Consider the following 25,981-nt stretch of genomic DNA (forward strand, 5'->3'; position numbering starts at 1 on the left):
CCGTTTTCGTAAAGAGACGGAAAGGAAGAGGCCAATGACGAAAAAAAAGCTCACCATCCGCTGGAAAATCACCATACTTTCTTATATCGTCGTGCTTTTTACCTTTTTGATCGTCGGTATCGTGCTGATCGGAAATATTCAGCATACAGAGGAGCGCGAGCTGAAAAAACGGCTGATGAATACCGCACGGACGGTATCTGAGATGACCGATGTCAAACGCGCCCTGGAGCAGAAAAAGCAGAGGGAAGACGTGCGCCATGCGGTCGAAGAAATAAGGATCATCAATGAAGCGGACTACATCGTCGTCATGGATATGGACCATATCCGTTATTCACATCCCGTCAGCACGATGATCGGGAAGCGTTCAAGAGGTGAAGACGAAGCCGCGGCGTTTGCCGAGCACATTTATTTTTCCGAAGCAAAGGGAGAAATCGGCACTGCCGTCCGCGCTTTTTATCCGATAAAAGATCGGGATCTGAATCAGATCGGCGTCGTCCTTGCCGGTAAAACGCTGCCCGGCTTTGGTGAAATCCTTCTTCAGCTGAAACATGACATTCTCTTTATCGTTCTGCTGGCGCTCGGTTTCGGACTGGCCGGCTCCTTTTTGCTGGCACGCCACATCAAAAAACAGATGTTTTGGCTGGAGCCCCATGAGATCGTGAGAATGTATGAAGAACGGACCGCTACGTTTCACTCAATGAATGAAGGTGTCATCGCCATTGATAACCAGCATCACATCACCATTTTTAATGAAAAAGCGAAGCAAATATTCAATGTCAGACAAGAGACCGACGGCAGGCTGATCTGGGACGTGTTAAAAGATTCGCGGCTCCCGGAGATCGTCGAGCGGAACCGGGCTGTATATAACGAAGAAATCCAAGTCAGCGGAAAGGTGATCATGAGCAGCAGAATTCCGATCGTTATGAAAAAGAAGGTCATCGGCGCCGTCGCCATATTCCAGGACAGGACGGAAGCGGCGAAAATGGCTGAAGAACTGACAGGTGTGAAGAATTTTGTCGATGCGCTCAGAGTCCAAAACCATGAACACATGAACAAGCTTCACACCATCGCGGGGCTGATTCAGCTCGGAAAATCAGAAAAAGCGCTCCAGCTTGCTTTCAAGGCATCATCAGAACAAGAAAGCGTCACAGAATTCCTTCATCAGGCCATTCAAAATGACGCCGCGGCGGGGCTTCTGTTGAGCAAAATCAAAAGAGGCAAAGAGCTCGGCATTTCTGTGAAAATTGATGAAAACAGCAGCTTTTCACAATTTCCGGTGCATGTGGACCAGCATGATATCGTCGTCCTGCTCGGCAATTTAATCGAAAACGCGTTCGGCGCATTCGAAACAGCCGACACGGAGGACAAACACATTGACATCAGTATCGAGCAAAATGAAGAAGTGCTTGCGATATTAATAGAAGACAATGGAAGCGGGATTTCAGATGAGCATATCCCGCACATTTATGAAAAAGGGTTTACCGTCAATAAAACGGGCGGCACGGGATACGGCTTGTACCTCGTCAAACAGATCGTCGACAAAGGGATGGGCATCATTGAAGTCGACACACGGCAGGGACAGGGAACGGCATTTTCTATTTTATTTCCGATGAAGGGGGAGGAATCGATAGATGGACATCAAGGTGCTGCTTATTGAAGATGATCCGATGGTGCAGGAGGTGAATAAAGAATTTATCAGCGGCGTTTCAGGATTCAGCGTCATTGCCACGGCAGCTGACGGAGACGAGGGAATCAGGCTTATAAAAGATCTTCGGCCCGAACTCGTGGTATTAGACGTGTACATGCCGAAAAAAGACGGAATTAAAACGCTTCAGGAAATCAGAAAACAAAAGCTCGAAGTGGACGTCATCATTGTCTCGGCTGCAAAAGACAAAGAAACGATCCAGCTTATGCTGCAAAACGGCGCGGCCGACTATATTTTGAAGCCGTTTAAGCTGGAGCGGATGAGACAGGCACTCGAAAACTTTAAACAATATAAACGGAAAATGGAACAGCATGACACCATGTCGCAAGACCAGCTTGACGCGCTGCTTAAAATTCCGCAAAATCCGTCCCGGGATCTGCCGAAGGGGTTAAATCATTTTACGATGAATGAAATTATAACCTATATGAAACGGCAGACGGAGCCGCTTTCAGCTGAAGAAGCCGCCAAAGCGCTCGGAATCGCCAGAGTGACGGCGCGGCGCTATCTTGATTTTCTTGAGAAAGACGGTCAGATTAAGCTCGACATTCAGTACGGGGGAGTGGGCCGGCCGGTTAACCGCTATAAATTCGTCCGTTAGCCGAGACCAAAAAGACCAAAATGTCCGTTATGAACATAAGCTTCCCCTCTTCGTTTGAAAACGCTATCATTTCAGCATAGACACAGCGAGAGGCAAGGGGGAGCAGGGATGAAAATATTCAAAAATCTCACGGTGCAAGTCATCACGGCGGTCATCATCGGCGTCATCGTCGGGCTTGTATGGCCTGAGGCCGGGAAACAGATGAAACCGCTCGGCGATACATTTATCAATGCGGTAAAAATGATTATCGCACCGATCATATTCCTGACGATCGTGCTTGGCATCGCCAAGATGGGAGATATGAAAAAAGTCGGCAAAGTCGGGGGAAAAGCATTTATTTATTTTGAAGTCGTGACCACCATCGCCCTTATTATCGGACTTCTGGTCGTCAATATCATGAAACCCGGTGAGGGGCTTGATTACAGCAAGCTTGAAAAAGGGGATGTCTCTCAGTACACGCAAAACGGGGGACAGGGAATTGATTGGATTGAATTTATCACTCACATCGTTCCGTCAAACATGGTTGACGCTTTTGCGAAAGGTGACATTCTTCAGGTTTTATTCTTTTCTGTTTTATTCGGAGTCGGCTTGGCAGCGCTCGGTGAAAGAGGCAAAAGCATTATTGATTTCTTCGATAAACTGTCGCACGTCTTTTTCAAGATCATCGGCTACATCATGCGTGCGGCGCCGATCGGCGCATTTGGGGCCATGGCCTATACGATCGGGCACTTCGGACTTGATTCCATCAAGCCGCTGGCGAGTCTGATGCTGTCTGTATACGTTACAATGTTCCTGTTTGTATTTGTCGCTTTGAATATCATTTGCAAGCTTTTCGGTTTCAGTTTGTGGAACTATCTCCGGTTTATTAAAGATGAACTGCTCATCGTTCTCGGCACAAGCTCTTCTGAGTCCGTCCTGCCGCGGATGATGGATAAAATGGAGCGCTACGGCTGCTCCAAATCGGTTGTCGGTCTTGTGATTCCGACGGGATATTCCTTTAATCTGGACGGCACCTCGATTTACCTGTCCATGGCGACGGTTTTTCTGGCGCAGGTGTTCGGCGTTGACCTTTCCATCGGTCAGCAGGTTACGATCATTCTCGTGTTAATGCTGACATCAAAAGGCGCGGCGGGCGTAACCGGAAGCGGATTTATCGTGCTCGCCTCCACTTTGTCGGCGCTCCAGGTGATCCCGCTGGAGGGGCTTGCGCTGCTCCTCGGTGTTGACCGCTTTATGAGTGAAGGAAGGGCGATCGTCAATCTGATCGGAAACGGAATCGCCACCATCATCGTAGCCAAGAGCGAAAATGAGTTTGACGAAGCAAAAAGCACACAGGCCGTAAAAGAAATGAAAACGGCGGTATAAGACGGGAGGAACGGCATGCATCCGGCATGCCGTTCTTTTTTTTGTCTGCCATGAGTAAAAAAGATAAATTTGTTTAAATTTATTAGGAGGTGGACAAAGACCTTAGCGTCATTTTGTTATATAATTTACAATTAGAGAGTGAAAGATGAAATCTAAGGGCTTTTTGTCCTAGCAGGAGTGTATAAATGGCGGCTATTTTTAAATTTTTTCAGCATCCGGGTGTCAGACGTTTTTCCGTTTTTCTTGTTTTGACTGGGGTGTTAGTTGTATTCCGAAGTATGATTAATTTGATTTTGCTTACGTTTATTTTTACTTTTCTGATGGATCGGCTGGAGACTGTCATCCGGCACGTGTTGAACCATTTTTTCCGTATCAGTCAGAGGGTGGTCATCACCATTTTATATATTGCGCTGGCTGTCGGAGCGACTGTGGGAGGTTTTGTCTTCTACCCGATTGTTGCCAAGCAGATTGAACAGCTGATTAAGCAGATCAAGCATATCGCGTATCATCCCGATGTCATCCCGTTTTATGATGAAATATCGAGCGTGTTCGGTGACATTAATATCGGTTCTTATGTAAAAGAAGGATTTAATGTACTGTATACATACTTGGCCGATATCAGCACTTTCGGTTTGCAGGTCGTGATGTCACTGATTCTCAGCATGTTTTTCCTGTTCGAGAAAAAGCGGCTCACGGAATTCATGAAAAAATTTCAGCACAGCAAGCTGTCTGTCTTTTACTATGAACTTGCTTTTTTCGGCAGCAAGTTTGCGAGAACATTCGGCAAAGTGATTGAAGCCCAATTTATTATTGCGCTGGTGAACTGTATCCTCACCTTCATCGCATTGGCCATTCTGCATTTTCCGCAGCTTTTCGGCCTGTCCATCATGGTCTTTTTCCTCGGGCTCATTCCCGTGGCGGGTGTGGTGATTTCGCTCATCCCGCTCAGTATCATCGCGTATACGACGGGCGGCGCTGCGTACGTCATCTACATCGTATTGGTCATTTTCGTCATTCATGCGATTGAGACGTACTTCCTCAATCCGAAACTGATGTCAGCGAAAACGGAACTTCCGATCTTTTTTACCTTTACGGTTTTGATTTTCTCGGAACATTTCTTCGGCATTTGGGGCCTGATTATCGGGATTCCGATTTTTGTGTTCCTTCTGGATATTCTGGATGTCGTCAATAATGAAGAGAAAGAAAAATCCGGATCGGGGCCGGAGAAGACGTAACAGCCCCGGCTCTTCACGAATAAATGACAAATGTTATAATGCAGACAGTGCCTTATGTATGGGCACTGTTTATTTTTTTTGAAAAAGGAGGAAGGCTGTATGACTGAGCCGATTTTACATATTGAAGGCCTTGACAAAACAATAGGCAAAAAGCACATTTTAAAAAACATCAGCATGGATGTCAGGCAGGGCGAGATCATCGGTTTGCTCGGTCCGAACGGGTCGGGAAAAACCACACTGATCCGAATCATCGTCGGTCTTTTAAAGAAAAACAGCGGCACGATTACAATTAACGGCTTTCAGCACGATACTGAGTTCGAAAAAGCGTTGGAGTCCGTCGGCGCGATCGTGGAAAACCCTGAATTCTACCCGTATCTGACGGGATGGGAAAACCTGAAGCACTTTGCCAACATGCACAAAAACATCAAAGAGGACAGGCTTCAGGAAGTCATCGAGCGGGTCGGGCTCGCAAATGCCGTTCACGACAAAGTTAAAACGTATTCCCTCGGCATGCGTCAGCGTCTCGGGATTGCACAGGCCATTCTTCACCGTCCGAATCTGCTCATTTTAGATGAACCGACAAACGGGCTTGATCCCGGCGGAATGAAAGATTTTCGCGATCACTTAAAAGAGCTCGCGGAGCTTGAAGGGACGAGCATCCTTTTTGCGACGCATTTATTGCGTGAAGTGGAGGACCTTTGCGACCGTGTCATCATCATTCAAAAAGGTGAAATCAAAACAGAGGTCGTTCTGCGAGGCGCAGCGGAAAAAGAAGAAAAAGCCGTCCTCGACATACAGCCTGCTGACGAAGCATTCGAATGGCTGTCCCAACAGCAGTTTGCTCCGGAGAAAAACGGCGGGGGCATTACCGTCACCGTAGCGAAGAAGGACATCCCGGAATTAAACCGGGCGCTCGTCGGACAAGACTTTCTCGTGTATTCCATCATGCCGTATGCGGAATCGCTTGAGGATGAATTCATGAAAGTGACGACGGCGCTTCAAGAGGAGGGGGAGACGAATGTTTAAATTGACAGTGAATGAGCATATGAAACTCTTTAATCGTAAAGTCTCATTAGTGGCGCTGATTTTGATGGCCGTTCTTCAGTTTATTATGGCGCTCGTCATTAAACGGCTTGTCATCAGCTCCGGAACGGACGAGAATTTCATCGGCTATATGGCGTACGCACCCGGGCTCAATATTCTGCTTGAAGCATTAACGATCGTCATTGCGGCGACGATTATTTCAGCTGAATTTGATAAGAAAACAATTAAATTTTTGTTAATCCGTCCGGTAAAACGGGAGCGGATTTTTATATCTAAACTCATTACCGTATTTTTGGTCAGCTTGTACCTGTATGCGGCGTACTATATTCTGTCTCTGCTGTTCGGCATGGCTTTCTTCGGAGTGTCGGTGACATCTGAATCAGGGACGCTTCTTGTGAACACACTGAAAGTAATCGGCACGAACTGGGTCGAGGCATTTGCGATGGCATGCTTCGGATTGCTGTGCTCTTCCTTATTCCGTAACAGCGCAACGGCCGTCATTCTGTCATTTATCGTCCTGTACGGCGCGAAATCACTTGTGACGATTATGTCAGTCTTCCAAAACAAATGGGGAAGCTTCCTGCTGTTCGCGAATACGGACCTGACGCAATACATGAGCGGGGCGAAACCGCTGTTTGCGGGAATGACGCCGTTATTTTCGACAGGCATTATCATTATCCATATCGTCTTCTTCTTAGCCGTCGCTTGGTGGAGCTTTTGCAAACGCGATGTTCGGGTCTAAAGTAAAGGAATGACATTTTTGTGAAAAAGATCACGATAAATCAATAATTTATGCTATTTTGATTTATAATAAAGGTAATGACGGAGGTGCTCACTTGAGAAATTTTATTACCGCATTACCGATTGTGTTATTGCTTGGTTTTTCCTTTGTGTCATTCATGTTCCAATTCGAACATCTTGTTTATTTCAGGCTTGCGCTGGGATTGTTTTCTACAGTGGGTCTGTTTCTCTTATATAAAATGAAGACGGGATTCCGTTATTTCATCATCTACCTGTATGCAAGCTGGATCATGCTTGCGGCGGTTACCGCGTTTGAGGAGCCGATATTCTCAAGCTTTTTCTTTGGCGGGCTGGTGATGACGATGGGTTACCTCACATATATGCTGATTTATCTCGGGCTCAAGCAGGACCGCGGCCCGGAAGCAGTCTGAACGCGCTATTCTATGGAATAGCGTGTTTTTTTGTACAGCCTTACAGTTGCGAAACGGGACTTGAATCTCTATAATACTTATTAACTTTATCGGAATTATAATGGGGGGATTCCAGTGTCTTTATGGATACAGAACGAACGGCAGAGAGAATGGATGGGAAAAATCGGCCTGCTTGCAGACGAATTTCAAAAAACAGCCGCGCTTGATGACGAGGAGGGCCGTTTTCCCGCGGAGAAAATTGAAAGACTGCGGGACGCGGGATATACGGCGTTAACGGTACCTGAGGCCTTCGGCGGTGCAGGCATTTCCGTTTATGATATGGTGCTGTTTCAGGAACGGCTGGCCCGGGGAGACGCGGCTGTTGCTCTCGGAATCGGCTGGCATTTATCTGTCATGGGAGAGCTCGGAGAAGAAAACAGCTGGAATGAAGATGTCTTTTCTTTTATCACAGAAGAGGTGAAAAAGGGAGCCGTCCTGAACCGGGCAGCGACTGAACGGCAGACCGGCAGCCCGACGAGAGGGGGAAGACCCGGCACCTCTGCTGTCAAAAAGAACGGACAATGGGTGCTGAGCGGCCGAAAAACTTTTACAACCCTTTCGCTGACTTTGGATTATATGCTTGTGACGGCATGGATTGAAGAAAAACAAACGACCGGTGTTTTTCTCATTCATAAAGATCAGGCAGGCGTTTCAGTCGAAGAAACGTGGGATATGATCGCCATGAAGGCGACCGGAAGCCACGACCTCATTTTAAATGATGTCACGGTCAGTGACGAGCGGCTCGTGGAGCTTATCAGCGGGCCGAGAGCGGCGAAAGTGAATGGCTGGCTGCTTCACATTCCCGCTGCTTATTTGGGTATCGCTCAAGCAGCAAGGGACTATGCCGTCCGGTTTGCATCCGAATATTCGCCGAACAGCCTGAACGGACCGATTAAAGACGTGCCGGCCGTTCAGCAGCGGGTCGGGGAAATGGAGCTTGAATTGTTAAAAGCGAGACAGTTTCTTTTCACGGCGGCGCAAATGTATGATGACCCGAAACGCCGCCCTTTCATCAAAAGCGAACTCGGCGCGGCAAAACATATTGTGACAAATGCCGTCCTTTCCGTTGTTGATAAAGCCATGAGAATCACTGGCGCGAAAAGCCTGGAGCGAAACAACCCGCTTCAGCGGTATTACCGTGACGTCCGCGCCGGCCTTCACAACCCGCCGATGGACGATGCGGTAATCGGCAAATTAGCGGCGGAAGCCTTTGAGCAATAAAAAAAGAGCCTGAAATAGGCTCTTTTTATGTATGGCTGTTGTGCCGGAGCAATTTTTGATGCTTGCGGTCGATTCTGTCATAAATGACATTCATCAGCTTTTGATTATTCATAATGGCCGCCTTGTTTTCTTTTATCAGCTGTTCGTATGTTTTTATTTTCCGTTTCGCCATGAGCCCGCACCTTCCTTACATATTTGATATTCGCTTTCTAACTCTCCAAGCGATAATTCATATAAGTGCCGTTCCGACTTCTTGTATATTCCGTTACTGATCAGCAAATGGATCAGATGTTTTTTACGTCCTTCGAATGATGATCTGAGTTGAGGAGAAGATCTCATGATTACCCTCCTAATCAAATGATATTGAGAATCATTATCAGTTAATGAAAGTATACAATGAGCCTATTCATATGTAAAGAGAAAATACCGCCAATTTTTCGACAAAAAGTTTCCCGGGGAATAATGCTGTCGAATTGATTGCATTTCCGGCATATCAAAGCTGCTATTTTTCTGCTTTTCCATCCATACTATGAATGAGAATGGAGGAGTCCTTACATGAATGATCAAACGGCAAATTTAAAACGGGGCGAGAAAGGCGCGATTCTGAATATCGCCGCATACCTCATCCTTGCCGCCGTCAAATTGGCGATCGGTCTTATTTATCATTCCGAAGCGCTCAGAGCGGACGGGTTAAATAATGCCACGGATATTGTCGCATCTCTTGCTGTGCTGATCGGGCTCCGGATTTCCCAGCGCCCCGCGGACAGCGATCATGCCTACGGACATTATCGGGCTGAAACAATTTCTTCACTAATTGCGTCTTTTATTATGATGGCGGTCGGGATTGAAGTGCTGATCGGTGGGGCGAAGGCGGTTGTCAGCGGAACGGAGGCCGAGCCGAGCTACATTGCGGCATGGACGGCGCTCGGAAGCGCGATCGTCATGTACGGCATGTATGTATATAACAGCCGTCTTGCAAATCGGATCAAAAGTTCGGCGCTTCATGCGGCGGCGAAAGACAGCCGATCTGACGCATATGTCAGTATTGGGGCGTTTATAGGTGTCATAACGGCCCGCTTTCATCTGCCGTGGATTGATCCGGTCATTGCTTTTCTGATCGGGATCATCATCTGTAAGACAGCATGGGACATCTTCAAAGATGCTTCCCACTCATTGACGGACGGATTTGACTTGAAAGATTTGGAACCGTACAAACATACGGTGAAAGAAATAAAAGAAGTCAGCAGGCTGAAGGATGTGAAAGCAAGGTATTTGGGAAGCACGGTTCATGTGGAAATGGTCATTACGGTAGATCCGGGACTGTCTGTGAAAGAAGGCCATGAAGTAGCCGATGAGGTCGAATGTGCAATAAAACATGAACATGATGTGACTCATGTCCATGTTCATGTAGAGCCTGAAGTCATAAACAAAGATCACGAAACGAATTAAATATGCTGTGATAAAAACTCTGTGACTTCTTCCGGAGTTTTCGCGTTTGCGCTGTGCAGATGCGCTTTCTTTTCACCGTCTTTAAAGACCAGAAGGCTCGGGATGCCCATCACTTGATATTTGTCGGCAAGCTCAGGGAGTTCGTCTCTGTTCAGCTCATACCAATCATTTTGATTATATTCTTCCAAAATATCGCCGATGAACATATTCATGCGCGTGCAGTCAGGGCACCAGTCAGCGAAAAATTTCACGATGATTTCCTTGTCGGATTGAATAAGTTCATTAAATTGTTCTGTTGTACTGATTTTTTTCATATGACACATCTCCTTTTCCATGCCATTTTAATATAAAATAAAAAGGAATTACATACAAATGCTTTCATATTCAGAATGCCCAAAAATAATTAGATCATTTTCTGATGAAAATGATAAGATAGTAAAGATGAATTGCTGTGGGGGGAATATCCATTGAAAACAAGTCTAGGATTGGTGTACGGCGGAAAGTCAGCCGAACACAATGTATCGCTGCAGACAGCACTGGCTGTAACAAAAGCGCTTAATACTGATAAGTTTGATATACATCCGATTTACATCACTGAAAAAGGAGAGTGGCAAAGAGGCCCGCTTCTGACTGAACCGGTTTCCAACGTGAAAATGCTCCAGCTGGAACAAAATGGTGAAAGCTTTGCTCTTTCAGCATTGAACCGGGAAATGTTTCCTGAAGCGTCGGATGACGAGAAGGCGCCGATTGACGTCGTATTTCCGCTTCTCCACGGACCGAACGGTGAAGACGGCACGATTCAAGGGCTGCTGGAGCTGCTGAATGTTCCTTATGTCGGCAACGGAGTGCTTGCATCATCAGCCGGCATGGATAAAGTCATCATGAAGCATTTGTTTGCTCAAGCGGGGCTTCCGCAGGCGAAGTATGCCGCTTTCTTAAAAAAGGATTGGAAACAGACGCCGGACAGCTGCTTACAGCAGGTTGAAGAGGAGCTGGGGTATCCGTGCTTTGTCAAACCGGCGAACCTCGGATCAAGTGTCGGAATCAGCAAATGCCGAAACCGTGAAGAGCTTGAAAAAGCTTTCGAACTGGCTTTTGAGTATGACCGGAAAATTGTTGTGGAAGAAGGAATCGCCGGCAGAGAAATCGAAATCGGCGTGCTCGGAAATGACGAACCGAAATGTTCCGCCGTCGGTGAAATCGCTCCGAAAACCGACTTTTACGACTATAAAGCGAAATACGAAGACGGCGACACGGATTTAATGATTCCCGCGCAAGTGACGGATGAACAATACGCGGAAATCAGCGAGATGGCGATTAAAGCCTTCAAAGCGATTGACGGCTCAGGCCTTGTCCGCGCCGATTTCTTCCTGACCAATGACGGTCAAGTGCTCATTAACGAAGTGAACACAATGCCGGGCTTTACGCCATTCAGCATGTTCCCGCTGCTGTGGAAAGAAGCCGGCGTAGATTACAGCGATCTGATCGAGCAGCTGGTTGAGCTGGCAAAAGAACGCCATGCCGAAAAACAGCTGATTAAACATACATTTTAATGAAGACGGACACTGCCTGAAGAGGGCAGTGTCTTTTCCCGTAACAGACAACATTTTCAGAAAGCGAGGTGCCACCTTTGATAAAGCGAACTGTAAAACGAATCGCAGACATGGTCAAAGGCACACTGACAAATCCTGTATTTGAACAAACGATGATTGAGGGCGCCGCAACCGATACGCGGACTTTGGAAAAAAATCAGCTGTTCATTCCTTTAAAAGGAGAGCATTTTAACGGCCATACCTTTGTGCCGCAAGCATTCGAAAAAGGCGTCTCCGCGGTATTGTGGGACCGCTCTGAGCCGAATCCGCCGCAAGAGCGTGCCGTGATCCTTGTCGATGACACGCTGGAGGCGCTGCAAACATTGGCAAAAGCTTACTTAAAAGAGCTCGGCACACGGGTTATCGGGGTGACCGGAAGCAACGGAAAAACGACAACAAAAGACATGCTTCACGCCGTCCTCGGCACTCAATACCGCGTTCATAAAACCGCAGGCAATTTCAACAACCATATCGGCCTGCCGCTGACGGTGCTTGCTATGCCTGAAGATACAGAAATCGCTGTTTTAGAAATGGGGATGAGCGCGAGAGGCGAAATTGATTTTCTGAGCCGTCTCGCCGAACCGGAAGCTGCCGTCATTACCAATATCGGCGAATCCCATATGCAGGATTTAGGTTCAAGAGAAGGAATTGCGGAGGCGAAACTAGAAATTATAAACGGACTTCGGGAAGACGGCGTTCTGTTTTATTTCGGGGATGAGCCGCTGCTTCGCGAAAGGGCGTACACTTGCCGGACAACGACATACGGCGCAGGCGCGGACAATGATCTCCGCCTGAAAGAAATGAAACAGGCGGAAGAAGGCACTTATTTCAGTATCGCCGGTATTGATCGTTCTTTCTTTGTTCCCGTTCTCGGCAGACATAATGTCATGAATGCCATGGCCGCATACGCCGCGGGCATCTATTTCGGCATTACGCCCGAAAATGCCGCTCTTGGACTGAGCCGCCTGAAAGTGACGGGAATGAGATTGGAATTGGTCAAAACGGACAACGGCATCTCAATCGTTAACGACGCGTATAATGCAAGTCCGACGTCAATGAAAGCGGCGGTCGAATTAATCGAAACGATGAAAGGCTACCGGAAGAAAATGCTCGTGCTCGGTGATATGCTTGAACTCGGTGATCATGAAAAAGCATTCCACGAAGAATGCGGGGCCGCGATCAATCCGGAGGAGATCGACCATGTATTTACGTACGGCACTCTTGGCGCGTTCATCGCTGACGGAGCACGCCGGCATTTTGAAGAAGGCCGCGTCAGCCATTATCTCGAAAAAAAAGAACTGCTTCACGCCATACAGGAAAAGGCCGCTTCCGGCGATCTCCTTCTGTTTAAAGCATCAAGAGGTATGAAGCTTGAAGAAATCGTTAAAGATTTATTAGAGGAGAACTGAAGAAATACTGATCAGCCTCATAAAAATTTATAAAAATGAAGAAACTAAATCCGGGTGAAATAATTCTGTCCGTATGAAAAAGAAAGACCGCCGGCTGGAAAATCCCGCCCGGCGCGGGGGCCGGCGTCATTTGCGGGAAGAATCCGGTCAGGCCGCTTCCGGCAGCTTGAACATCTCGCCTTATTGAAAAACACATAGTGTAATGGTAAGATTAAACGTAAAGTAATTCGGGCTTTGTATACGTATGATCCTGTCCTTTGATGAAAGGGCAGTTTTTAGTGGTAAATCACGACATTACTGAAACAGCAATCAGAAGGAGTTTGAATAATTTGACTATAACGTTTCAAGATTTCCAATTAAGTTCTGATCTCATGAAGTCAATCAACCGTATGGGATTTGAAGAAGCAACACCGATTCAGGCACAAACGATTCCGCTCGGACTTTTAAATAAAGATGTCATCGGACAAGCGCAAACAGGTACAGGTAAAACAGCTGCGTTCGGTATACCCCTTGTTGAAAAAATGAACCCCGAGTCTCCTAATATTCAAGCAATCGTAATCGCGCCAACCCGTGAATTAGCCATTCAAGTATCTGAAGAGTTATATAAAATCGGACAAGATAAGCGCGCGAAAGTGCTGCCTATTTACGGCGGCCAGGATATCGGGCGTCAGATCCGCGCATTGAAGAAAAACCCGCATATCATCGTAGGTACGCCGGGGCGTCTTCTTGACCATATCAACCGCCGCACGATCCGTCTTAACAACGTGAATACGGTTGTCATGGATGAGGCTGATGAAATGCTGAACATGGGATTCATTGATGATATCGAATCAATTCTCTCAAACGTGCCGAGCGAGCATCAGACGCTTCTATTCTCAGCAACAATGCCTGCTCCGATCAAACGGATCGCAGAGCGTTTCATGACTGAGCCTGAGCATGTAAAAGTAAAAGCGAAAGAAATGACTGTTTCTAACATTCAGCAGTTCTACTTGGAAGTGCAAGAGCGTAAAAAGTTCGATACGCTGACTCGTCTTCTTGACATTCAGTCTCCGGAACTTGCGATCGTATTCGGACGTACAAAACGCCGTGTCGATGAGCTGGCTGAAGCCTTGAACCTGCGCGGATATGCAGCTGAAGGAATTCACGGCGACTTAACGCAGGCGAAACGTATGGTTGCGCTTCGTAAATTTAAAGAAGGTGCAATCGAAGTTCTTGTAGCGACTGACGTTGCAGCCCGCGGACTTGATATCTCAGGCGTAACACACGTGTACAACTTTGACGTGCCTCAAGATCCTGAAAGCTACGTTCACCGTATCGGAAGAACGGGCCGTGCAGGAAAAACGGGTATGGCGATGACGTTTATCACACCGCGTGAGAAAAGCATGCTTCGCGCGATTGAACAAACGACAAAACGCAAAATGGACCGCATGAAAGAGCCGACGCTTGACGAAGCATTAGAAGGACAGCAGCAGGTGACGGTTGACCGTCTGCGCACGGCGATCAGCGAAAACAACCTGAACTTCTACATGACGGCAGCTGCGGAATTGTTAGAAGATCATGATGCAGTGACAGTTGTGGCTGCAGCCATCAAAATGGCGACAAAAGAGCCGGACAGCACGCCTGTACGCCTCACTGATGAAGCGCCGATGGTCAGCAAACGCTATAAAAACCAGCGTACTTCTAAGCGCAGAGACGGCCAAGGCGGCGGCTACCGCGGCGGCAAAGGGAAAAACACCAACCGTTCTTCCTACGATAAAAAACGTTCAACTGACCGCCGTTCTTCAGGTGACAGACGCCAGAAAAAATCATACTAAAACACAGGAAGCGGACCCTTTTACAGGGTCCGCTTTTTTTGATATGCCGGAAAGTGAATCTTTTTTGCAAATCAGCCGTATTTGTATGTATGATAAAAAATGGGAGGTAGGTATGTTGAGAGCACAGCCAAAAAATCGAATCAGTCCAAGCGGCTTAAAAGTCTGGCGTCTTCAGGAAATCATCCTGTCCGCCGTTTGTCTTCTGGCCGTTATAGCAGCAGCTGTTTTAAGCCATTTTTTCCATTGGCCGTATTGGATCACCGGAGTCCTCGGCATCATTTGGATCATCGGCTCAGTGATATCCATCTATGCCATACCGAAAATCAGGCACAGGATCTGGCGCTATGAAGTCCATGAAAATGAAATAGATATTCAATCCGGCATTTTTATTGTCAAACGGGTCATTGTGCCGATGGTGAGGGTGCAGCACGTAGATACTTCACAAGGCCCGCTTCTCAGAAGATACCGCCTGGCCTCAGTCAAAATCTCCACGGCGGCGACCGTTCATTCCATTCCGGCGCTTGATATGGAGGAAGCTGACCGGCTGAGGGATTCCATTTCCCGTCTGGCAAGGGTGACGGAAGATGATGTCTGAGCCGAAACGTCTGCACCCGGCGGCCGTGATTTTGAACTTATTCCATATTATTATCGAAACCATTAAAAACATTATTCTGCCATTTTTTCTTGTCTATATTGTTAATTCCAACCATTTCATCCGCTTTTACGGAGGCATTGCGCTCGCCGTTTTGCTTATCTGGCTGATTGCAGCAAGCGTGATCGAATGGAGAAAGTTTACATATCGCATTGAAGACGGGGAATTCAGAATAGAAGAAGGCTTATTTTTTACAAAAAAAAGATACATCTCCATTGACCGGATTCAATCAATGAATACGAGTGCAGGCGTCATTCAGCAGCTTTTTAAGCTGGTTAAGCTGCAAATCGAAACGGCCGGCGACGGAAAAAATGCCGAGGCCGTCTTATCCGCCATTACCGTGGAAGAGGCGGAACGGATCAGAGCGGCGGTTTTTCAGCAAAAAGCCGAGCTGGAAGAACACCGGGAGACAGCGGCGGAGCAGGAGCCGATGCCTAGGGGTGATGTGCAATCCGTCTACCGGCTGTCTTTAGGCGAGCTGCTTATGGCGGCTTCAACATCCGGGGGAATCGGTGTCATCATCTCAGCGGTATTCGCCCTCTTTTCTCAGATTGATGAAGTATTTCCGATGGACTGGCTCTATGACAGGTTCTCTTTTCTCAAGCATGCGAGCATCGGCATTTACGCCGTGATCATTTTCATAGGATTGTTCATCGCCTGGCTGTTAAGCATCGCCGGTATGATGATCAAGCATGCCAACTTCAAAATAGAGAAAAAGGAACATGAATTGGTCATTACACGCGGAATTATTGAAAAGCATCAAGTGACGATCCCGCTCCGTAAAATTCAGGCCATTAAAATTAAAGAAAATGTCATCAGACAGCTATTCGGATACGCGACGGTTGCGATTGTCAGTGCAGGCAGGGCGGGGAATGAGAAAGAAGGCGCTCAAACGATTCTGTTTCCGATCATCCGCAGATCCAAGCTCGGTGTGATGCTGAACGATTTCACACCGGATTACGTGCTGGAAGAAAACCGGAATCATTTGCCGAAAAGGGCGCTGCGCCGGTATTTATTCCGATCCATAATCTTCTCGGTTTTCGTGATCATCCCGCTTTGTATTCTGTTTAAACCGTGGGGATATGCATCGCTGCTTGTGCTTCCTGCCGAACTGGTGCTTGGATATGCCTCGTTTAGGACAGCGTCATGGTGCATAAACGGCGGCAGGCTTCAGATCACCACGAGGCTGATCGGGAAGACGACCACGATTATGCTGAGAAGAAGAATGCAGATGCTGGAAGTCAGCCGGTCTATTCTGCAAAAAAGAAGACGGCTCGCATCCGTGGCTACCGCAGTGAAATCAGCTCACCACATGGAGCATGTCATGCTGAAGGATGTCAGTGAGGAAGATGCCGAACGCATCGGGCGCTGGTATTCATATGAAAAAGCGGACGGTTAATACCGCCGCTTTTTTTGCTGCACGCATAAAAAAGAAAGCAAAAATCCGCCTGCCAGTCCGAACAAATGCGCCATAATGTTAATATTAGAATTGATAAAGGTCGACAGTACCGCGATGACAAGCAGCGTCATAATCATTTTTGACTGGTCCCGGCCGATCAGCTCTTTCCGGAAGACAGTCAGAAACACATACACGCCGAAAAGTCCGAAGATCGCCCCTGATGCGCCGACATGCACATAATCAAGCGGCTCGACAAGATACGTGCCGATATTGCCGATGATGCCTGACGCGATGTACACAATCAGAAAACGGACTTTTCCGAGCATCTGCTCAAGCGGGGGCGCGAATAAAAACAGAGACATGGAGTTAAACAGGAGATGGGTGAAATTCGCGTGTAAAAACATCGGTGTCACCAGCCGCCACCATTCTCCCTCGAAAACACCGTAATTATAGCCGGTCACTGCATCTGACCACATCATGACGGAATGAAGCGGCAGGCTGAAAAACAGCCATAAAAACGCCTGAAGCGCCAGAATACAGCTGACGGCGGGATAACGTCTGATAAAAGTCTGGAAATTTTCCGTTCGTATAAACATCGCAAGCCCCTTTGCACTTGATTTGTTACATATATAGTAACACGTTTATGACACAAACCGTTTTTTAGTACGGACTTTTAGGAGGAATTCACATGATTTTCGGAATCGGAATCGACATCGTTGAACTGCACAGAATTGAAAATATGCTCAGCCGGCAGATGAGATTTCCGCAAAGAATATTGACGGACGGTGAATACGTCCGCTTTACACAGCTGTCGGACAAAAGGAAAATTGAATTTCTTGCGGGAAGATTCGCGGCAAAAGAAGCCTTTTCGAAAGCGTACGGCACGGGTATCGGCAAAGAGCTCAGCTTTCAGGATATTGAAACCGGAAAGGACCCGGCCGGAAAGCCAGTGCTTACCTGCGCCAAGCTTGACGGCGCGGCAATTCACGTCTCCATTACCCATACAAAAGAATACGCCGCGGCGCAGGTCGTGATTGAAAGGTTGTCACGCTAGTCTGCATATTAGCCGAAACCCCTTCATATATTTGATAGTGCATTAAGGGAGACAAGTTGTTTGAGGCTTTTATGGTACGCGTCCGGCCGTTCAGGGCGTACCGTTAAAGTCAAACAAGCGATTTCTTCCCTTTACATCAATTGAGAAGAAGGGGTTGGAAAAAGGTGAGAAAAAGCTTTGTTTTGCTTTTAACGGGACTGCTTGCCGTCCTTATTCTTTCGGCCTGCGGCCAAAAATCACAGGAAGATATCGTGACCGGTTTAGATAAGAAGGCGAAAGAATATACCTCGTACAAAGCAAAAGCCAAAATGACCATTGAAACGGGGAGTGATCCGCAAGTATACAATGTGGAAATCTGGCATAAAAAACCTTCCCTGTACCGGGTCTATCTGGAAAATCCGAAAAAAGACCAAAATCAAGTCATTTTACGGAACGCCAACGGAGTCTTTGTCCTCACGCCGTCTTTAAATAAGAGCTTCCGCTTCCAAAGCGACTGGCCGAATAACAGCAGCCAAGTATATTTGTTTGAGTCCCTTGTAAAAGACGTGCAAAATGACAAAGACGCCGTCTATTCCGCCAAAGATAAAAAGTACACGTTTGAAACAAAAACAAACTATCAGCATAACAAAATGCTGCCGACGCAAGAAATCACTTTCAACAAAAAGGACATGAGCCCGTCGCTCGTCAAAGTCATGGATACAGACCGGAAAGTGATGGTAAAAGTCGAATTCAAAAGCTTTGAATTCAACAAACCGTTTGACAAAGACTCTTTTGACGAGAAGAAAAATATGACGCTTTCCCAGATGGACGTCGCCACAAGCGCTAAGCCGTCTGATTCATTTGCCGTCAAAACACCGCTTCAAGTGCCGGCCGGCGTCAAAAAGCTTGAAGAGAAAGATATTTCAACCGCGGACGGGAAACGGGTCGTCATGACATACGGCGGGGAAAAATCATTCACGCTCATTCAAGAAAAAGCCCAAATCGCAAAAGCAGCCTCTGCCGTCACGCTGAAAGGCGAACCGGTTAATCTCGGCTTCACGGTCGCAGCACTATCCGATACGTCTTTAACGTGGACATATGACGGAGTGGATTACCTCCTGTCATCGAAGGATCTTACGAAAGACGAAATGGTGGCCGCCGCCAAAAGCATGCAGGGACAGTCTTCAAAATAACGTCAAAAAGAGGCCGCCGCTGCCGGCCTCTTTTTTTGATTCCATTTCACTTTGCAGCATAATTTTAGTATGATAATAACAATATGGTTTGAAAATAATGCTAGGAAGTGTATCGAGTGAACACAGCATCCTTTTACAGAGAAACGTGGGCGGAAATCAACCTGTCTGCGATTAAAGAAAATGTCACACATATGAAAAAACACATCGGCGAAAACGTCCATCTCATGGCGGTTGTAAAGGCGAACGCTTACGGCCACGGAGATTTGGAAGTCGGGAAAGCCGCGCTTGAAGCGGGTGCCTCGTGTCTTGCCGTAGCGATACTGGATGAGGCGATCTCCTTGAGAAAACGGGGCATTACAGCGCCGATTCTCGTCCTTGGCGCCGTGCCCCCTGAATATGTACAAGCCGCTGCCGAATATGACGTCACACTGACGGGATATTCTGTTGAATGGCTTCAGGAAGCTGCGCGCCACCTCGGAAGTGAAACAGTGCCGTTTCACCTGAAAGTCGATACCGGCATGAACAGACTCGGAGTCAAAACGGAGGAAGAAATCCAAAGCGTGTTAAAAATCCTCGGCCAAAATCCCGGTTTAGTCTGTAAAGGCGTATTCACCCATTTTGCAACCGCGGATGAAAAAAACAGGGATTATTTCCTCTTCCAATTTGAACGCTTTAAAAAATTGATCGCTCCGCTTCCTTTAAAAGAATTGATGGTTCACTGCGCGAACAGCGCTGCCGGACTTCGTCTTAAAAAAGGCTTCTTTAACGCGGTTCGTTTCGGCATCAGTATGTACGGGCTCCGTCCTTCCGCTGACATCCAAAACGAAATTCCGTTTCAATTAAAGCCGGCTTTTGCACTGCACTCTGTTTTATCCCATGTGAAAAAAATCCGCAAAGGGGAAAGCGTCAGCTACGGTGCAACATATACGGCAGAGAAGGATCAATGGATCGGAACCGTTCCCATCGGCTATGCAGACGGATGGCTCCGCAAGCTGAGCGGTACGGCTGTGCTGATCGGCGGAAGACGGATGAACATTGCCGGAAGGATCTGCATGGACCAATTAATGGTCGAATTAGACCAATCTTATCCGCCGGGCACCAAAGTCACCCTGATCGGCAGCCAGAAAGAAGAAACGATCACGATGGACGAAATCGCCGGGCGGCTTGAGACGATTAATTACGAGGTCCCTTGTACCATTAGTTCCCGCGTTCCCCGTATGTTTTTGAAAAATGAGAGTATAATGGAAGTAAGAAATCCTTTACTGCAAGAAAATACAAGCAAGTAGCCGTCATCCGGAAAAAGAGAATTTATAAAACAGCTTTGCTTGACGTTTGAATAATGGTATCATTATGTCTGGATGGATGAATTGGTCGTATCCGTAAGTTTGGTGGAGGTGTATGTTTTTTGTCTGAATCCAGCGCAAGAACCGAAATGAAAATCAGCTTGCCTGAAAACTTAGTAGCTGAATTGGATGGTGTAGCGATGCGGGAGAAACGAAGCAGAAACGAACTGATATCACAAGCAGTGAGAGCGTATGTCAGCGAACGGACAACTCGCCACAACCGTGATTTGATGAGACGCGGGTATATGGAAATGGCGAAAATCAACTTGAACATTTCTTCTGAGGCTCACTATGCTGAGTGCGAAGCAGAAACGACCGTTGAGCGCTTAGTCAGCGGAGGATAATCATTTTGATTGTAAAGCGCGGCGATGTTTATTTTGCTGATTTATCTCCTGTTGTTGGCTCAGAGCAAGGCGGCGTACGCCCGGTTTTAGTGATCCAGAATGATATCGGAAATCGCTTTAGCCCGACTGCTATTGTTGCAGCCATAACAGCCCAAATACAGAAAGCGAAATTACCAACCCACGTCGAAATTGATGCAAAACGCTACGGTTTTGAAAGAGATTCCGTTATTTTGCTGGAGCAAATTCGGACGATTGACAAGCAAAGATTAACGGATAAAATAACTCATCTGGATGATGAAATGATGGATAAGGTTGATGAAGCCCTGCAAATCAGTTTGGCACTCATTGATTTTTAGTCATATTTTTCTGGTTGCTCATAAAGAGCAACTTTTTTTGTTTTCGAAAAACATAAGCGCTATAATAAAGAGATAATCAAACAAAATTTGTTGTTTTGTGTCGGGAGGTCAGTGAAACCCATGTCGAATCAGAAAGTGTATCAGTTCATTATTGATCAGCATGATGAACTGCTTGATACTTGGACAGCCAAACTAAAAGAAGTAGGCAATCAGGAAGACTATCAGCTTACGAATCACATATGTGAAAATATTTGTAAAGATTATATAGACATTCTTTTATTATCGACTAAAAATGACGAGGCTACCGAAGAGCAGATCAGTGAACTCGCACTGCGCGCCGTTCAGCTCGGCCTGTCACTGAAACTTCTTTCAGCCACCCTGTCAGAGTTTTGGAAACTGCTTTACGAAACGATGGTCGACCTTAATATGGCCGATCAGGACAGAGCGGATTTGATTTTGGAAATAGACAGCTTTTTCAATCCGATAAACACGGAAATCTTAAATCAGTATTCTATCTCCTGGGAAAAAACGGTTACTTTGCAAAAAATCGCGCTTCAGGAACTGTCGGCTCCGCTAATCCCGGTATTTGAGCATGTAACGGTCATGCCGCTTGTCGGGACGATTGATACGGAGCGTGCAAAGCATATTATGGAAAATCTGTTAAACGGCGTCGTAAAGCACCGCTCACAGGTTGTATTGATTGACATTACGGGCGTGCCGGTCGTTGATACGATGGTGGCGCACCATATTATCCAGGCATCGGAAGCGGTGCGGCTTGTCGGCGCGAAATGCCTGCTCGTCGGAATCCGTCCGGAAATCGCGCAGACGATCGTTAATCTGGGAATTGATTTGTCACAGGTTATTACGAAGAATACCCTTCAAAAAGGAATTCAAACAGCGCTTGAAATGACAAATCGAAAAATCGTTTCATTGGGGGAATAACATTGTGAGACATCCAAAAATCCCGATCTTGAAACTGTATAACTGCTTATTGGTATCCATTCAATGGGAACTTGACGATCAGACTGCTTTGCATTTTCAAGAAGACCTGCTGAACAAAATCTATGAAACCGGCGCGAACGGGGTCGTCATCGACCTGACATCCGTTGATATGATCGATTCATTTATCGCGAAAGTGCTCGGTGATGTTATTACCATGTCAAAATTAATGGGCGCAAAAGTCGTGTTGACGGGAATTCAGCCGGCTGTGGCGGTCACATTGATTGAACTCGGAATCTCACTTGAGGAAATCGAAACAGCGCTCGACTTAGAGCAAGGGCTTGAGACATTGAAGCGGGAATTGGGGGAATAGCGATGAACGACCAATCCTGTGTGAAAATCATGACAGAATGGGATATCGTAGCCGCCAGACAGCTTGGCCGCAACGTTGCGAGGGAATTAGGCTTCGGCACGGTGGACCAGGCCAGAATCACGACGGCTATCTCAGAATTGGCCAGAAATATCTACTTATATGCCGGCAAGGGCCAGGTCAGCATAGAACAAGTAAACGACAGAGGTAAAAAAGGCCTTAAAATCATAGCAGAAGACAAAGGACCCGGAATCCCCGACATCCGTAAAGTGATGGAAGACGGCTTTTCAACGTCTGGCGGACTGGGAGCGGGGCTTCCGGGCGTCAAAAGGCTGATGGATGAATTCAGCCTGCAATCTGTTGCAGAGGAAGGAACAGAGATTCAAGCCGTGAAGTGGCTTCGGTAGGAGGTTAGAACGTGGATTTCAGGGAGGTTATAGAGCAGCGGTACCATCAGCTGCTTAGCCGATATATAGCCGAATTAACAGAAACATCTTTATATCAAGCCCAAAAATTCAGCCGAAAAACGATTGAACATCAGGTTCCTCCGGAGGAAATTATCAGCATCCACCGAAAAGTAATAAAGGAACTGTATCCGGATCTGCCGGAAGATGTTTTTCATTCGCTGGATTTTTTAATAGAAGTCATGATTGGCTACGGGATGGCTTATCAGGAACATCAAAGTCTGAGAGATATCCAGCAGGAGCTTCGTTCAGAAATTGAAATTGCCGCAAATGTCCAGCAGACGCTGCTGGGCACAAAAATTCCTGAAGAAGAAGAGCTGGATATCGGGGCGATCAGCGTTCCCGCCAAGCAGATGAGCGGGGACTATTATCACTTTGTCAAAGACAAGGAATCGATTAACATCGCGATAGCCGACGTCATCGGAAAAGGAATACCCGCCGCATTGTGCATGTCGATGATCAAGTATGCCATGGACTCTCTTCCAGAGATCGGCATTCACCCCTCCCAAGTGTTGAAAAACCTTAACCGCGTTGTAGAACAGAATGTGGACTCAAGCATGTTTATCACCATGTTTTACGCAAACTACAATACGAAAAATCACCAATTTACCTATGCTTCTGCGGGGCATGAACCGGGCTTCTACTACTCTGAAAAAGAAAAGAAGTTTTATGATCTGGAGGCAAAAGGATTGGTGCTGGGAATTTCTCAGGATTTTGATTACAGCCAATACGAACAGCACATGGACGAAGGAGACATGATCGTTCTTTTTTCTGACGGCGTCACCGAATGCCGTACGGAAAACGGTTTCTTGGAGCGCAGCGACATTCAGCGCATGCTGGAAGAACATATGGAATGCTCGGCGCAGGATATGGTCAAAAATATTTACGACAGCCTGCTGAGACTCCAGGACTTTCAGCTTCATGACGATTTTACGTTAATAGTTTTGAAAAGAAAGGTTTAACAAGACGGCAGCACGGGTAAAAAGCCATTAGCACGAGTAAGGATAACTTTCAGAGGTGATACGATGAATTTAACGGTAGATATGAAGGAGAATCTTTCAGATATACAAATCAATATCGCTGGAGAAATCGATGTATACTCAGCTCCGGTGGTTCGTGAAAAGCTGATGCCCTTGGCAAACGAGGGGAAAAACATGAGAATCTGCTTAAAAGATGTAAACTATATGGACAGTACGGGTTTAGGCGTTTTTGTAGGCGTGTTTAAAACGGTGAGCAAGGAAGGCGGTTCTTTGAAGCTTGAGAATCTTTCCGATCGGCTCGTCCGTCTGTTTGAAATTACGGGGCTTAAGGATATCATCGACATTTCGGCAAAGTCAGAAGGTGGCGTGCAATGAGTACATCAGTTGATTATATTGAGATGAAAATTCCGGCCGAACCGGAATACGTAGGGATCGTCAGGCTTACATTATCAGGTGTCGCCAGCAGAATGGGCTATACCTACGATGACATTGAAGATTTGAAAATTGCTGTCAGCGAAGCTTGTACAAACGCTGTCCAGCATGCATACAAAGATGAAAACAAGGGAGAAGTATCCGTGCGGTTCGGTGTGTTTGAAGATCGGCTGGAGGTCATTGTCGCCGATCAGGGAGACAGCTTTGATTTTGATCAGAAGCAGCAGGATCTCGGGCCGTACACGCCTTCGCACACAGTCGATCAATTGTCAGAAGGAGGACTCGGTCTATATTTAATGGAAACGCTCATGGATGAAGTCAAAGTTCAAAGCAACTCTGGCGTAACCGTGGCGATGACAAAGTATTTAAATGGGGAGCGAGTTGATCATGGCACAACCATCAAAAACTACGAAACTAACTAAAGATGAAGTTGATCGGCTCATACGCGACTTTCAAATACATGATAATAAAAAAGCCCAGGAGACACTCGTCGAGGTGTATACCAATCTCGTCGAAATGCTGGCAAAGAAATATTCAAAAGGAAAAAGCTTTCACGAGGATCTGCGCCAGGTCGGGATGATCGGGCTTCTCGGCGCCATTAAACGCTATGATCCGGAGGTCGGCAAATCCTTTGAAGCATTTGCGATTCCGACCATCATCGGCGAGATCAAACGCTTCCTCCGAGATAAAACATGGAGCGTACACGTCCCGAGACGGATTAAAGAACTCGGGCCGCGCATTAAAATGGCGGTGGATCAGCTGACGACAGAGACGCAGCGGTCGCCGAAAGTCGAAGAAATCGCAGCCTTTCTCGATGTGTCAGAAGAGGAAGTGCTTGAAACGATGGAGATGGGAAAAAGCTATCAGGCGCTTTCTGTCGATCACAGCATCGAAGCGGATGCAGACGGAAGCACCGTCACGATCCTTGATATCGTCGGTTCGCACGAGGAAGGATACGAACGCGTCAACCAGCAAATGATGATCCAAAGCGTGCTTCATGTGCTGTCTGACCGCGAAAAACAAATTATCGATCTAACATTTGTGCAAAATAAAAGCCAAAAAGAAACAGGGGACATTCTCGGAATATCTCAAATGCACGTCTCGCGCCTTCAGCGGAAAGCGGTGAAAAAACTGAGAGAGGCCTTGATTGGAGATCCCTCCATGGAGCTAATGTAATGATTCAGGTTGAAGAAAACGAACATGTTCAAACTCTTGTATACCAATTAAATAAAGAAGGCAAGTCCATATGCGGGGACAGCTTTTTCATGAAGGCGGATGAAGAGGAATTGGTTTGCGCGGTAGCCGACGGTCTCGGCAGCGGATCCCTTGCCAACGAATCTTCCTCAGCTATTAAAGACATCGTGGAAACGTATGCGGATGAGGATGTGGAAAGCATCATTGAGCGCTGTAACCAAGCGATGAAAAACAAAAGAGGGGCGACTGCCTCCATCTTAAAAATCAATTTCACCAAAAGAGAACTGACATACTGTTCGATCGGGAATGTCCGTTTCTTTCTGCACTCCCCATCAGGCGAAGTCTTTCATCCGCTCCCGATTTCGGGTTACCTCTCAGGCAAACCGCAAAAATACAAAACGTATACGTCATCATACGAAAAAGGGGCGACATTCATCATCTATACGGATGGGCTGGAGGTTCCGCATATCCGCACCTGCTTAAAGCAGGGACACTCAATAGAAGATATATCAAAATCAATTCATCCGTACACAACATCCAGACGTGATGATTTGACCTATATTCTCGGGCAGCTTTTATCGTAAGGCTGCTTTTTTTATGTTCCGCCGTTTTTTGATACACTAGAGAAAGAATGAAGAG

Annotated in this window: 30 protein-coding genes and 1 pseudogene; 27 read left to right on the top strand and 4 right to left on the bottom strand. The window is 46.8% G+C overall.

Features of this window, described 5'->3' with window-relative positions:
• The first annotated feature begins 34 nt into the window (after window positions 1-34).
• The 8 genes from AD710_RS10170 (at window position 35) to AD710_RS10205 (ending at window position 8,379) form a co-directional block, all read left to right on the top strand.
• A complete protein-coding gene (locus AD710_RS10170; RefSeq protein WP_016937190.1) occupies window positions 35-1,657 on the top strand; it encodes a two-component system sensor histidine kinase DctS in 1,623 nt (540 codons plus the stop codon).
• Window positions 1,632-2,303 carry a response regulator gene (locus AD710_RS10175; protein WP_049627923.1) on the top strand — a complete coding sequence of 224 codons (672 nt, stop codon included), beginning with the start codon at window positions 1,632-1,634 and terminating at the stop codon, window positions 2,301-2,303. Before AD710_RS10170 ends, AD710_RS10175 begins: the two co-directional genes overlap by 26 nt.
• Before the next feature lie 108 nt (window positions 2,304-2,411).
• Window positions 2,412-3,668, top strand: a complete 1,257-nt coding sequence (dctP, locus tag AD710_RS10180) for a C4-dicarboxylate transporter DctP (protein ID WP_047476305.1) — start codon at window positions 2,412-2,414, stop codon at window positions 3,666-3,668.
• A 185-nt stretch (window positions 3,669-3,853) separates the two neighbouring features.
• Window positions 3,854-4,903, top strand: a complete 1,050-nt coding sequence (locus AD710_RS10185; protein ID WP_049627924.1) for an AI-2E family transporter — start codon at window positions 3,854-3,856, stop codon at window positions 4,901-4,903.
• Window positions 4,904-5,002: 99 nt separating this feature from the next.
• The gene (locus AD710_RS10190) at window positions 5,003-5,929 is read left to right on the top strand and encodes an ABC transporter ATP-binding protein (protein WP_047476307.1); all 927 of its coding nucleotides are present in this window, start codon (window positions 5,003-5,005) and stop codon (window positions 5,927-5,929) included.
• Between the two features lie 19 nt (window positions 5,930-5,948).
• Entirely contained in the window at window positions 5,949-6,689 is a 741-nt protein-coding gene (locus tag AD710_RS10195; RefSeq protein ID WP_095242095.1) for an ABC transporter permease, read from the top strand.
• A 94-nt stretch (window positions 6,690-6,783) separates the two neighbouring features.
• Window positions 6,784-7,119 carry a hypothetical protein gene (locus AD710_RS10200; protein ID WP_049627925.1) on the top strand — a complete coding sequence of 112 codons (336 nt, stop codon included), beginning with the start codon at window positions 6,784-6,786 and terminating at the stop codon, window positions 7,117-7,119.
• 114 nt (window positions 7,120-7,233) lie between these two features.
• Window positions 7,234-8,379, top strand: a complete 1,146-nt coding sequence (locus tag AD710_RS10205; RefSeq protein WP_049627926.1) for an acyl-CoA dehydrogenase family protein — start codon at window positions 7,234-7,236, stop codon at window positions 8,377-8,379.
• Window positions 8,380-8,404: 25 nt separating this feature from the next.
• Here the strand turns inward: AD710_RS10205 and fbpB are convergent, their stop codons facing one another.
• Window positions 8,405-8,551 (bottom strand): Fur-regulated basic protein FbpB, encoded by a 147-nt coding sequence (fbpB, locus tag AD710_RS19100; RefSeq protein ID WP_003156206.1) that lies wholly within the window; start codon window positions 8,549-8,551, stop codon window positions 8,405-8,407.
• Window positions 8,544-8,718: pseudogene (locus AD710_RS10210) on the bottom strand (Fur-regulated basic protein FbpA); the annotation flags it as partial. The pseudogene AD710_RS10210 and the gene fbpB, both read right to left, overlap by 8 nt.
• A 216-nt stretch (window positions 8,719-8,934) precedes the next feature.
• On the opposite strand from AD710_RS10210, the gene AD710_RS10215 reads away from it, so the two are divergent.
• Window positions 8,935-9,828: a cation diffusion facilitator family transporter gene (locus AD710_RS10215; RefSeq protein ID WP_047476314.1), complete on the top strand. Its 894-nt coding sequence runs from the start codon at window positions 8,935-8,937 to the stop codon at window positions 9,826-9,828.
• On the opposite strand, the gene AD710_RS10220 is transcribed toward AD710_RS10215, so the two are convergent.
• The gene (locus AD710_RS10220; RefSeq protein WP_016937180.1) at window positions 9,825-10,142 is read right to left on the bottom strand and encodes a thioredoxin family protein; all 318 of its coding nucleotides are present in this window, start codon (window positions 10,140-10,142) and stop codon (window positions 9,825-9,827) included. The genes AD710_RS10215 and AD710_RS10220 overlap by 4 nt on opposite strands.
• A gap of 153 nt (window positions 10,143-10,295) precedes the next feature.
• Between AD710_RS10220 and AD710_RS10225 the strand changes: the two genes are divergently transcribed.
• The 5 genes from AD710_RS10225 (at window position 10,296) to AD710_RS10245 (ending at window position 16,694) form a co-directional block, all read left to right on the top strand.
• The gene (locus AD710_RS10225; protein ID WP_045927015.1) at window positions 10,296-11,381 is read left to right on the top strand and encodes a D-alanine--D-alanine ligase; all 1,086 of its coding nucleotides are present in this window, start codon (window positions 10,296-10,298) and stop codon (window positions 11,379-11,381) included.
• Between the two features lie 77 nt (window positions 11,382-11,458).
• Window positions 11,459-12,829 (top strand): UDP-N-acetylmuramoyl-tripeptide--D-alanyl-D-alanine ligase, encoded by a 1,371-nt coding sequence (locus tag AD710_RS10230; protein WP_049627928.1) that lies wholly within the window; start codon window positions 11,459-11,461, stop codon window positions 12,827-12,829.
• Between the two features lie 329 nt (window positions 12,830-13,158).
• A complete protein-coding gene (cshA, locus tag AD710_RS10235) occupies window positions 13,159-14,643 on the top strand; it encodes a degradosome RNA helicase CshA (protein WP_016937177.1) in 1,485 nt (494 codons plus the stop codon).
• A gap of 115 nt (window positions 14,644-14,758) precedes the next feature.
• The gene (locus AD710_RS10240; protein ID WP_029575265.1) at window positions 14,759-15,238 is read left to right on the top strand and encodes a PH domain-containing protein; all 480 of its coding nucleotides are present in this window, start codon (window positions 14,759-14,761) and stop codon (window positions 15,236-15,238) included.
• Window positions 15,228-16,694 carry a PH domain-containing protein gene (locus tag AD710_RS10245; protein WP_016937175.1) on the top strand — a complete coding sequence of 489 codons (1,467 nt, stop codon included), beginning with the start codon at window positions 15,228-15,230 and terminating at the stop codon, window positions 16,692-16,694. The genes AD710_RS10240 and AD710_RS10245 overlap by 11 nt, the downstream gene beginning before the upstream one ends.
• Here AD710_RS10245 and AD710_RS10250 read toward each other — a convergent pair.
• A complete protein-coding gene (locus tag AD710_RS10250; RefSeq protein WP_016937174.1) occupies window positions 16,691-17,290 on the bottom strand; it encodes a rhomboid family intramembrane serine protease in 600 nt (199 codons plus the stop codon). The genes AD710_RS10245 and AD710_RS10250 overlap by 4 nt on opposite strands.
• A gap of 92 nt (window positions 17,291-17,382) precedes the next feature.
• Between AD710_RS10250 and acpS the strand changes: the two genes are divergently transcribed.
• The 13 genes from acpS to AD710_RS10315 all read left to right on the top strand — a co-directional run bounded on the left by acpS (window position 17,383) and on the right by AD710_RS10315 (window position 25,926).
• A complete protein-coding gene (acpS, locus tag AD710_RS10255) occupies window positions 17,383-17,748 on the top strand; it encodes a holo-ACP synthase (protein WP_016937173.1) in 366 nt (121 codons plus the stop codon).
• A 164-nt stretch (window positions 17,749-17,912) separates the two neighbouring features.
• Entirely contained in the window at window positions 17,913-18,920 is a 1,008-nt protein-coding gene (locus AD710_RS10260) for a LolA family protein (RefSeq protein WP_016937172.1), read from the top strand.
• A gap of 116 nt (window positions 18,921-19,036) precedes the next feature.
• Window positions 19,037-20,206, top strand: a complete 1,170-nt coding sequence (gene alr / locus AD710_RS10265; protein ID WP_049627929.1) for an alanine racemase — start codon at window positions 19,037-19,039, stop codon at window positions 20,204-20,206.
• Window positions 20,207-20,325: 119 nt separating this feature from the next.
• Window positions 20,326-20,607, top strand: coding sequence for a type II toxin-antitoxin system antitoxin EndoAI (gene endB, locus AD710_RS10270; protein ID WP_003156188.1), 282 nt, complete (start codon window positions 20,326-20,328; stop codon window positions 20,605-20,607).
• 5 nt (window positions 20,608-20,612) lie between these two features.
• Window positions 20,613-20,963: a type II toxin-antitoxin system endoribonuclease NdoA gene (ndoA, locus tag AD710_RS10275; RefSeq protein ID WP_003156187.1), complete on the top strand. Its 351-nt coding sequence runs from the start codon at window positions 20,613-20,615 to the stop codon at window positions 20,961-20,963.
• Window positions 20,964-21,083: 120 nt separating this feature from the next.
• The gene (locus AD710_RS10280) at window positions 21,084-21,905 is read left to right on the top strand and encodes an STAS domain-containing protein (protein WP_003156182.1); all 822 of its coding nucleotides are present in this window, start codon (window positions 21,084-21,086) and stop codon (window positions 21,903-21,905) included.
• A 4-nt stretch (window positions 21,906-21,909) separates the two neighbouring features.
• Complete coding sequence (gene rsbS / locus AD710_RS10285) at window positions 21,910-22,275, top strand: RsbT antagonist protein RsbS (RefSeq protein ID WP_003156180.1); 366 nt, start codon at window positions 21,910-21,912, stop codon at window positions 22,273-22,275.
• Window positions 22,276-22,277: 2 nt separating this feature from the next.
• A complete protein-coding gene (locus tag AD710_RS10290) occupies window positions 22,278-22,679 on the top strand; it encodes an anti-sigma regulatory factor (protein ID WP_045927020.1) in 402 nt (133 codons plus the stop codon).
• An 11-nt stretch (window positions 22,680-22,690) separates the two neighbouring features.
• Window positions 22,691-23,698 (top strand): PP2C family protein-serine/threonine phosphatase, encoded by a 1,008-nt coding sequence (locus tag AD710_RS10295; RefSeq protein ID WP_016937170.1) that lies wholly within the window; start codon window positions 22,691-22,693, stop codon window positions 23,696-23,698.
• A 63-nt stretch (window positions 23,699-23,761) separates the two neighbouring features.
• Window positions 23,762-24,091: an anti-sigma factor antagonist gene (locus tag AD710_RS10300; protein ID WP_016937169.1), complete on the top strand. Its 330-nt coding sequence runs from the start codon at window positions 23,762-23,764 to the stop codon at window positions 24,089-24,091.
• A complete protein-coding gene (rsbW, locus tag AD710_RS10305) occupies window positions 24,088-24,570 on the top strand; it encodes an anti-sigma B factor RsbW (RefSeq protein ID WP_003156173.1) in 483 nt (160 codons plus the stop codon). The genes AD710_RS10300 and rsbW overlap by 4 nt, the downstream gene beginning before the upstream one ends.
• Window positions 24,536-25,324, top strand: coding sequence for an RNA polymerase sigma factor SigB (gene sigB / locus AD710_RS10310; RefSeq protein WP_016937168.1), 789 nt, complete (start codon window positions 24,536-24,538; stop codon window positions 25,322-25,324). The genes rsbW and sigB overlap by 35 nt, the downstream gene beginning before the upstream one ends.
• On the top strand, window positions 25,324-25,926 hold the full coding sequence (locus AD710_RS10315; RefSeq protein WP_049627930.1) for a phosphoserine phosphatase RsbX: 603 nt from the start codon (window positions 25,324-25,326) through the stop codon (window positions 25,924-25,926). Before sigB ends, AD710_RS10315 begins: the two co-directional genes overlap by 1 nt.
• Window positions 25,927-25,981: the final 55 nt, after the last annotated feature.

This window comes from Bacillus sp. JFL15 (genome assembly GCF_001184225.1).
In the GTDB taxonomy this organism is placed as follows: domain Bacteria; phylum Bacillota; class Bacilli; order Bacillales; family Bacillaceae; genus Bacillus; species Bacillus siamensis.

Excerpts from the sequence above, each read along its gene's own strand:
- AD710_RS10245 (WP_016937175.1), top strand. The coding sequence starts at position 15,228 with ATGATGTCTGAGCCGAAACGTCTGCACCCGGCGGCCGTGATTTTGAAC.
- AD710_RS10215 (WP_047476314.1), top strand. The coding sequence starts at position 8,935 with ATGAATGATCAAACGGCAAATTTAAAACGGGGCGAGAAAGGCGCGATT.
- AD710_RS10170 (WP_016937190.1), top strand. The coding sequence starts at position 35 with ATGACGAAAAAAAAGCTCACCATCCGCTGGAAAATCACCATACTTTCT.
- AD710_RS10175 (WP_049627923.1), top strand. The coding sequence starts at position 1,632 with ATGGACATCAAGGTGCTGCTTATTGAAGATGATCCGATGGTGCAGGAG.
- AD710_RS10315 (WP_049627930.1), top strand. The coding sequence starts at position 25,324 with ATGATTCAGGTTGAAGAAAACGAACATGTTCAAACTCTTGTATACCAA.
- AD710_RS10220 (WP_016937180.1), bottom strand. The coding sequence starts at position 10,142 with ATGAAAAAAATCAGTACAACAGAACAATTTAATGAACTTATTCAATCC.
- AD710_RS10300 (WP_016937169.1), top strand. The coding sequence starts at position 23,762 with ATGAATTTAACGGTAGATATGAAGGAGAATCTTTCAGATATACAAATC.
- AD710_RS10185 (WP_049627924.1), top strand. The coding sequence starts at position 3,854 with ATGGCGGCTATTTTTAAATTTTTTCAGCATCCGGGTGTCAGACGTTTT.
- AD710_RS10250 (WP_016937174.1), bottom strand. The coding sequence starts at position 17,290 with ATGTTTATACGAACGGAAAATTTCCAGACTTTTATCAGACGTTATCCC.
- dctP (WP_047476305.1), top strand. The coding sequence starts at position 2,412 with ATGAAAATATTCAAAAATCTCACGGTGCAAGTCATCACGGCGGTCATC.
- AD710_RS10190 (WP_047476307.1), top strand. The coding sequence starts at position 5,003 with ATGACTGAGCCGATTTTACATATTGAAGGCCTTGACAAAACAATAGGC.
- AD710_RS10280 (WP_003156182.1), top strand. The coding sequence starts at position 21,084 with ATGTCGAATCAGAAAGTGTATCAGTTCATTATTGATCAGCATGATGAA.
- AD710_RS10290 (WP_045927020.1), top strand. The coding sequence starts at position 22,278 with ATGAACGACCAATCCTGTGTGAAAATCATGACAGAATGGGATATCGTA.
- rsbW (WP_003156173.1), top strand. The coding sequence starts at position 24,088 with ATGAGTACATCAGTTGATTATATTGAGATGAAAATTCCGGCCGAACCG.
- AD710_RS10195 (WP_095242095.1), top strand. The coding sequence starts at position 5,949 with ATGAAACTCTTTAATCGTAAAGTCTCATTAGTGGCGCTGATTTTGATG.
- acpS (WP_016937173.1), top strand. The coding sequence starts at position 17,383 with ATGATTTTCGGAATCGGAATCGACATCGTTGAACTGCACAGAATTGAA.
- fbpB (WP_003156206.1), bottom strand. The coding sequence starts at position 8,551 with ATGGCGAAACGGAAAATAAAAACATACGAACAGCTGATAAAAGAAAAC.
- sigB (WP_016937168.1), top strand. The coding sequence starts at position 24,536 with ATGGCACAACCATCAAAAACTACGAAACTAACTAAAGATGAAGTTGAT.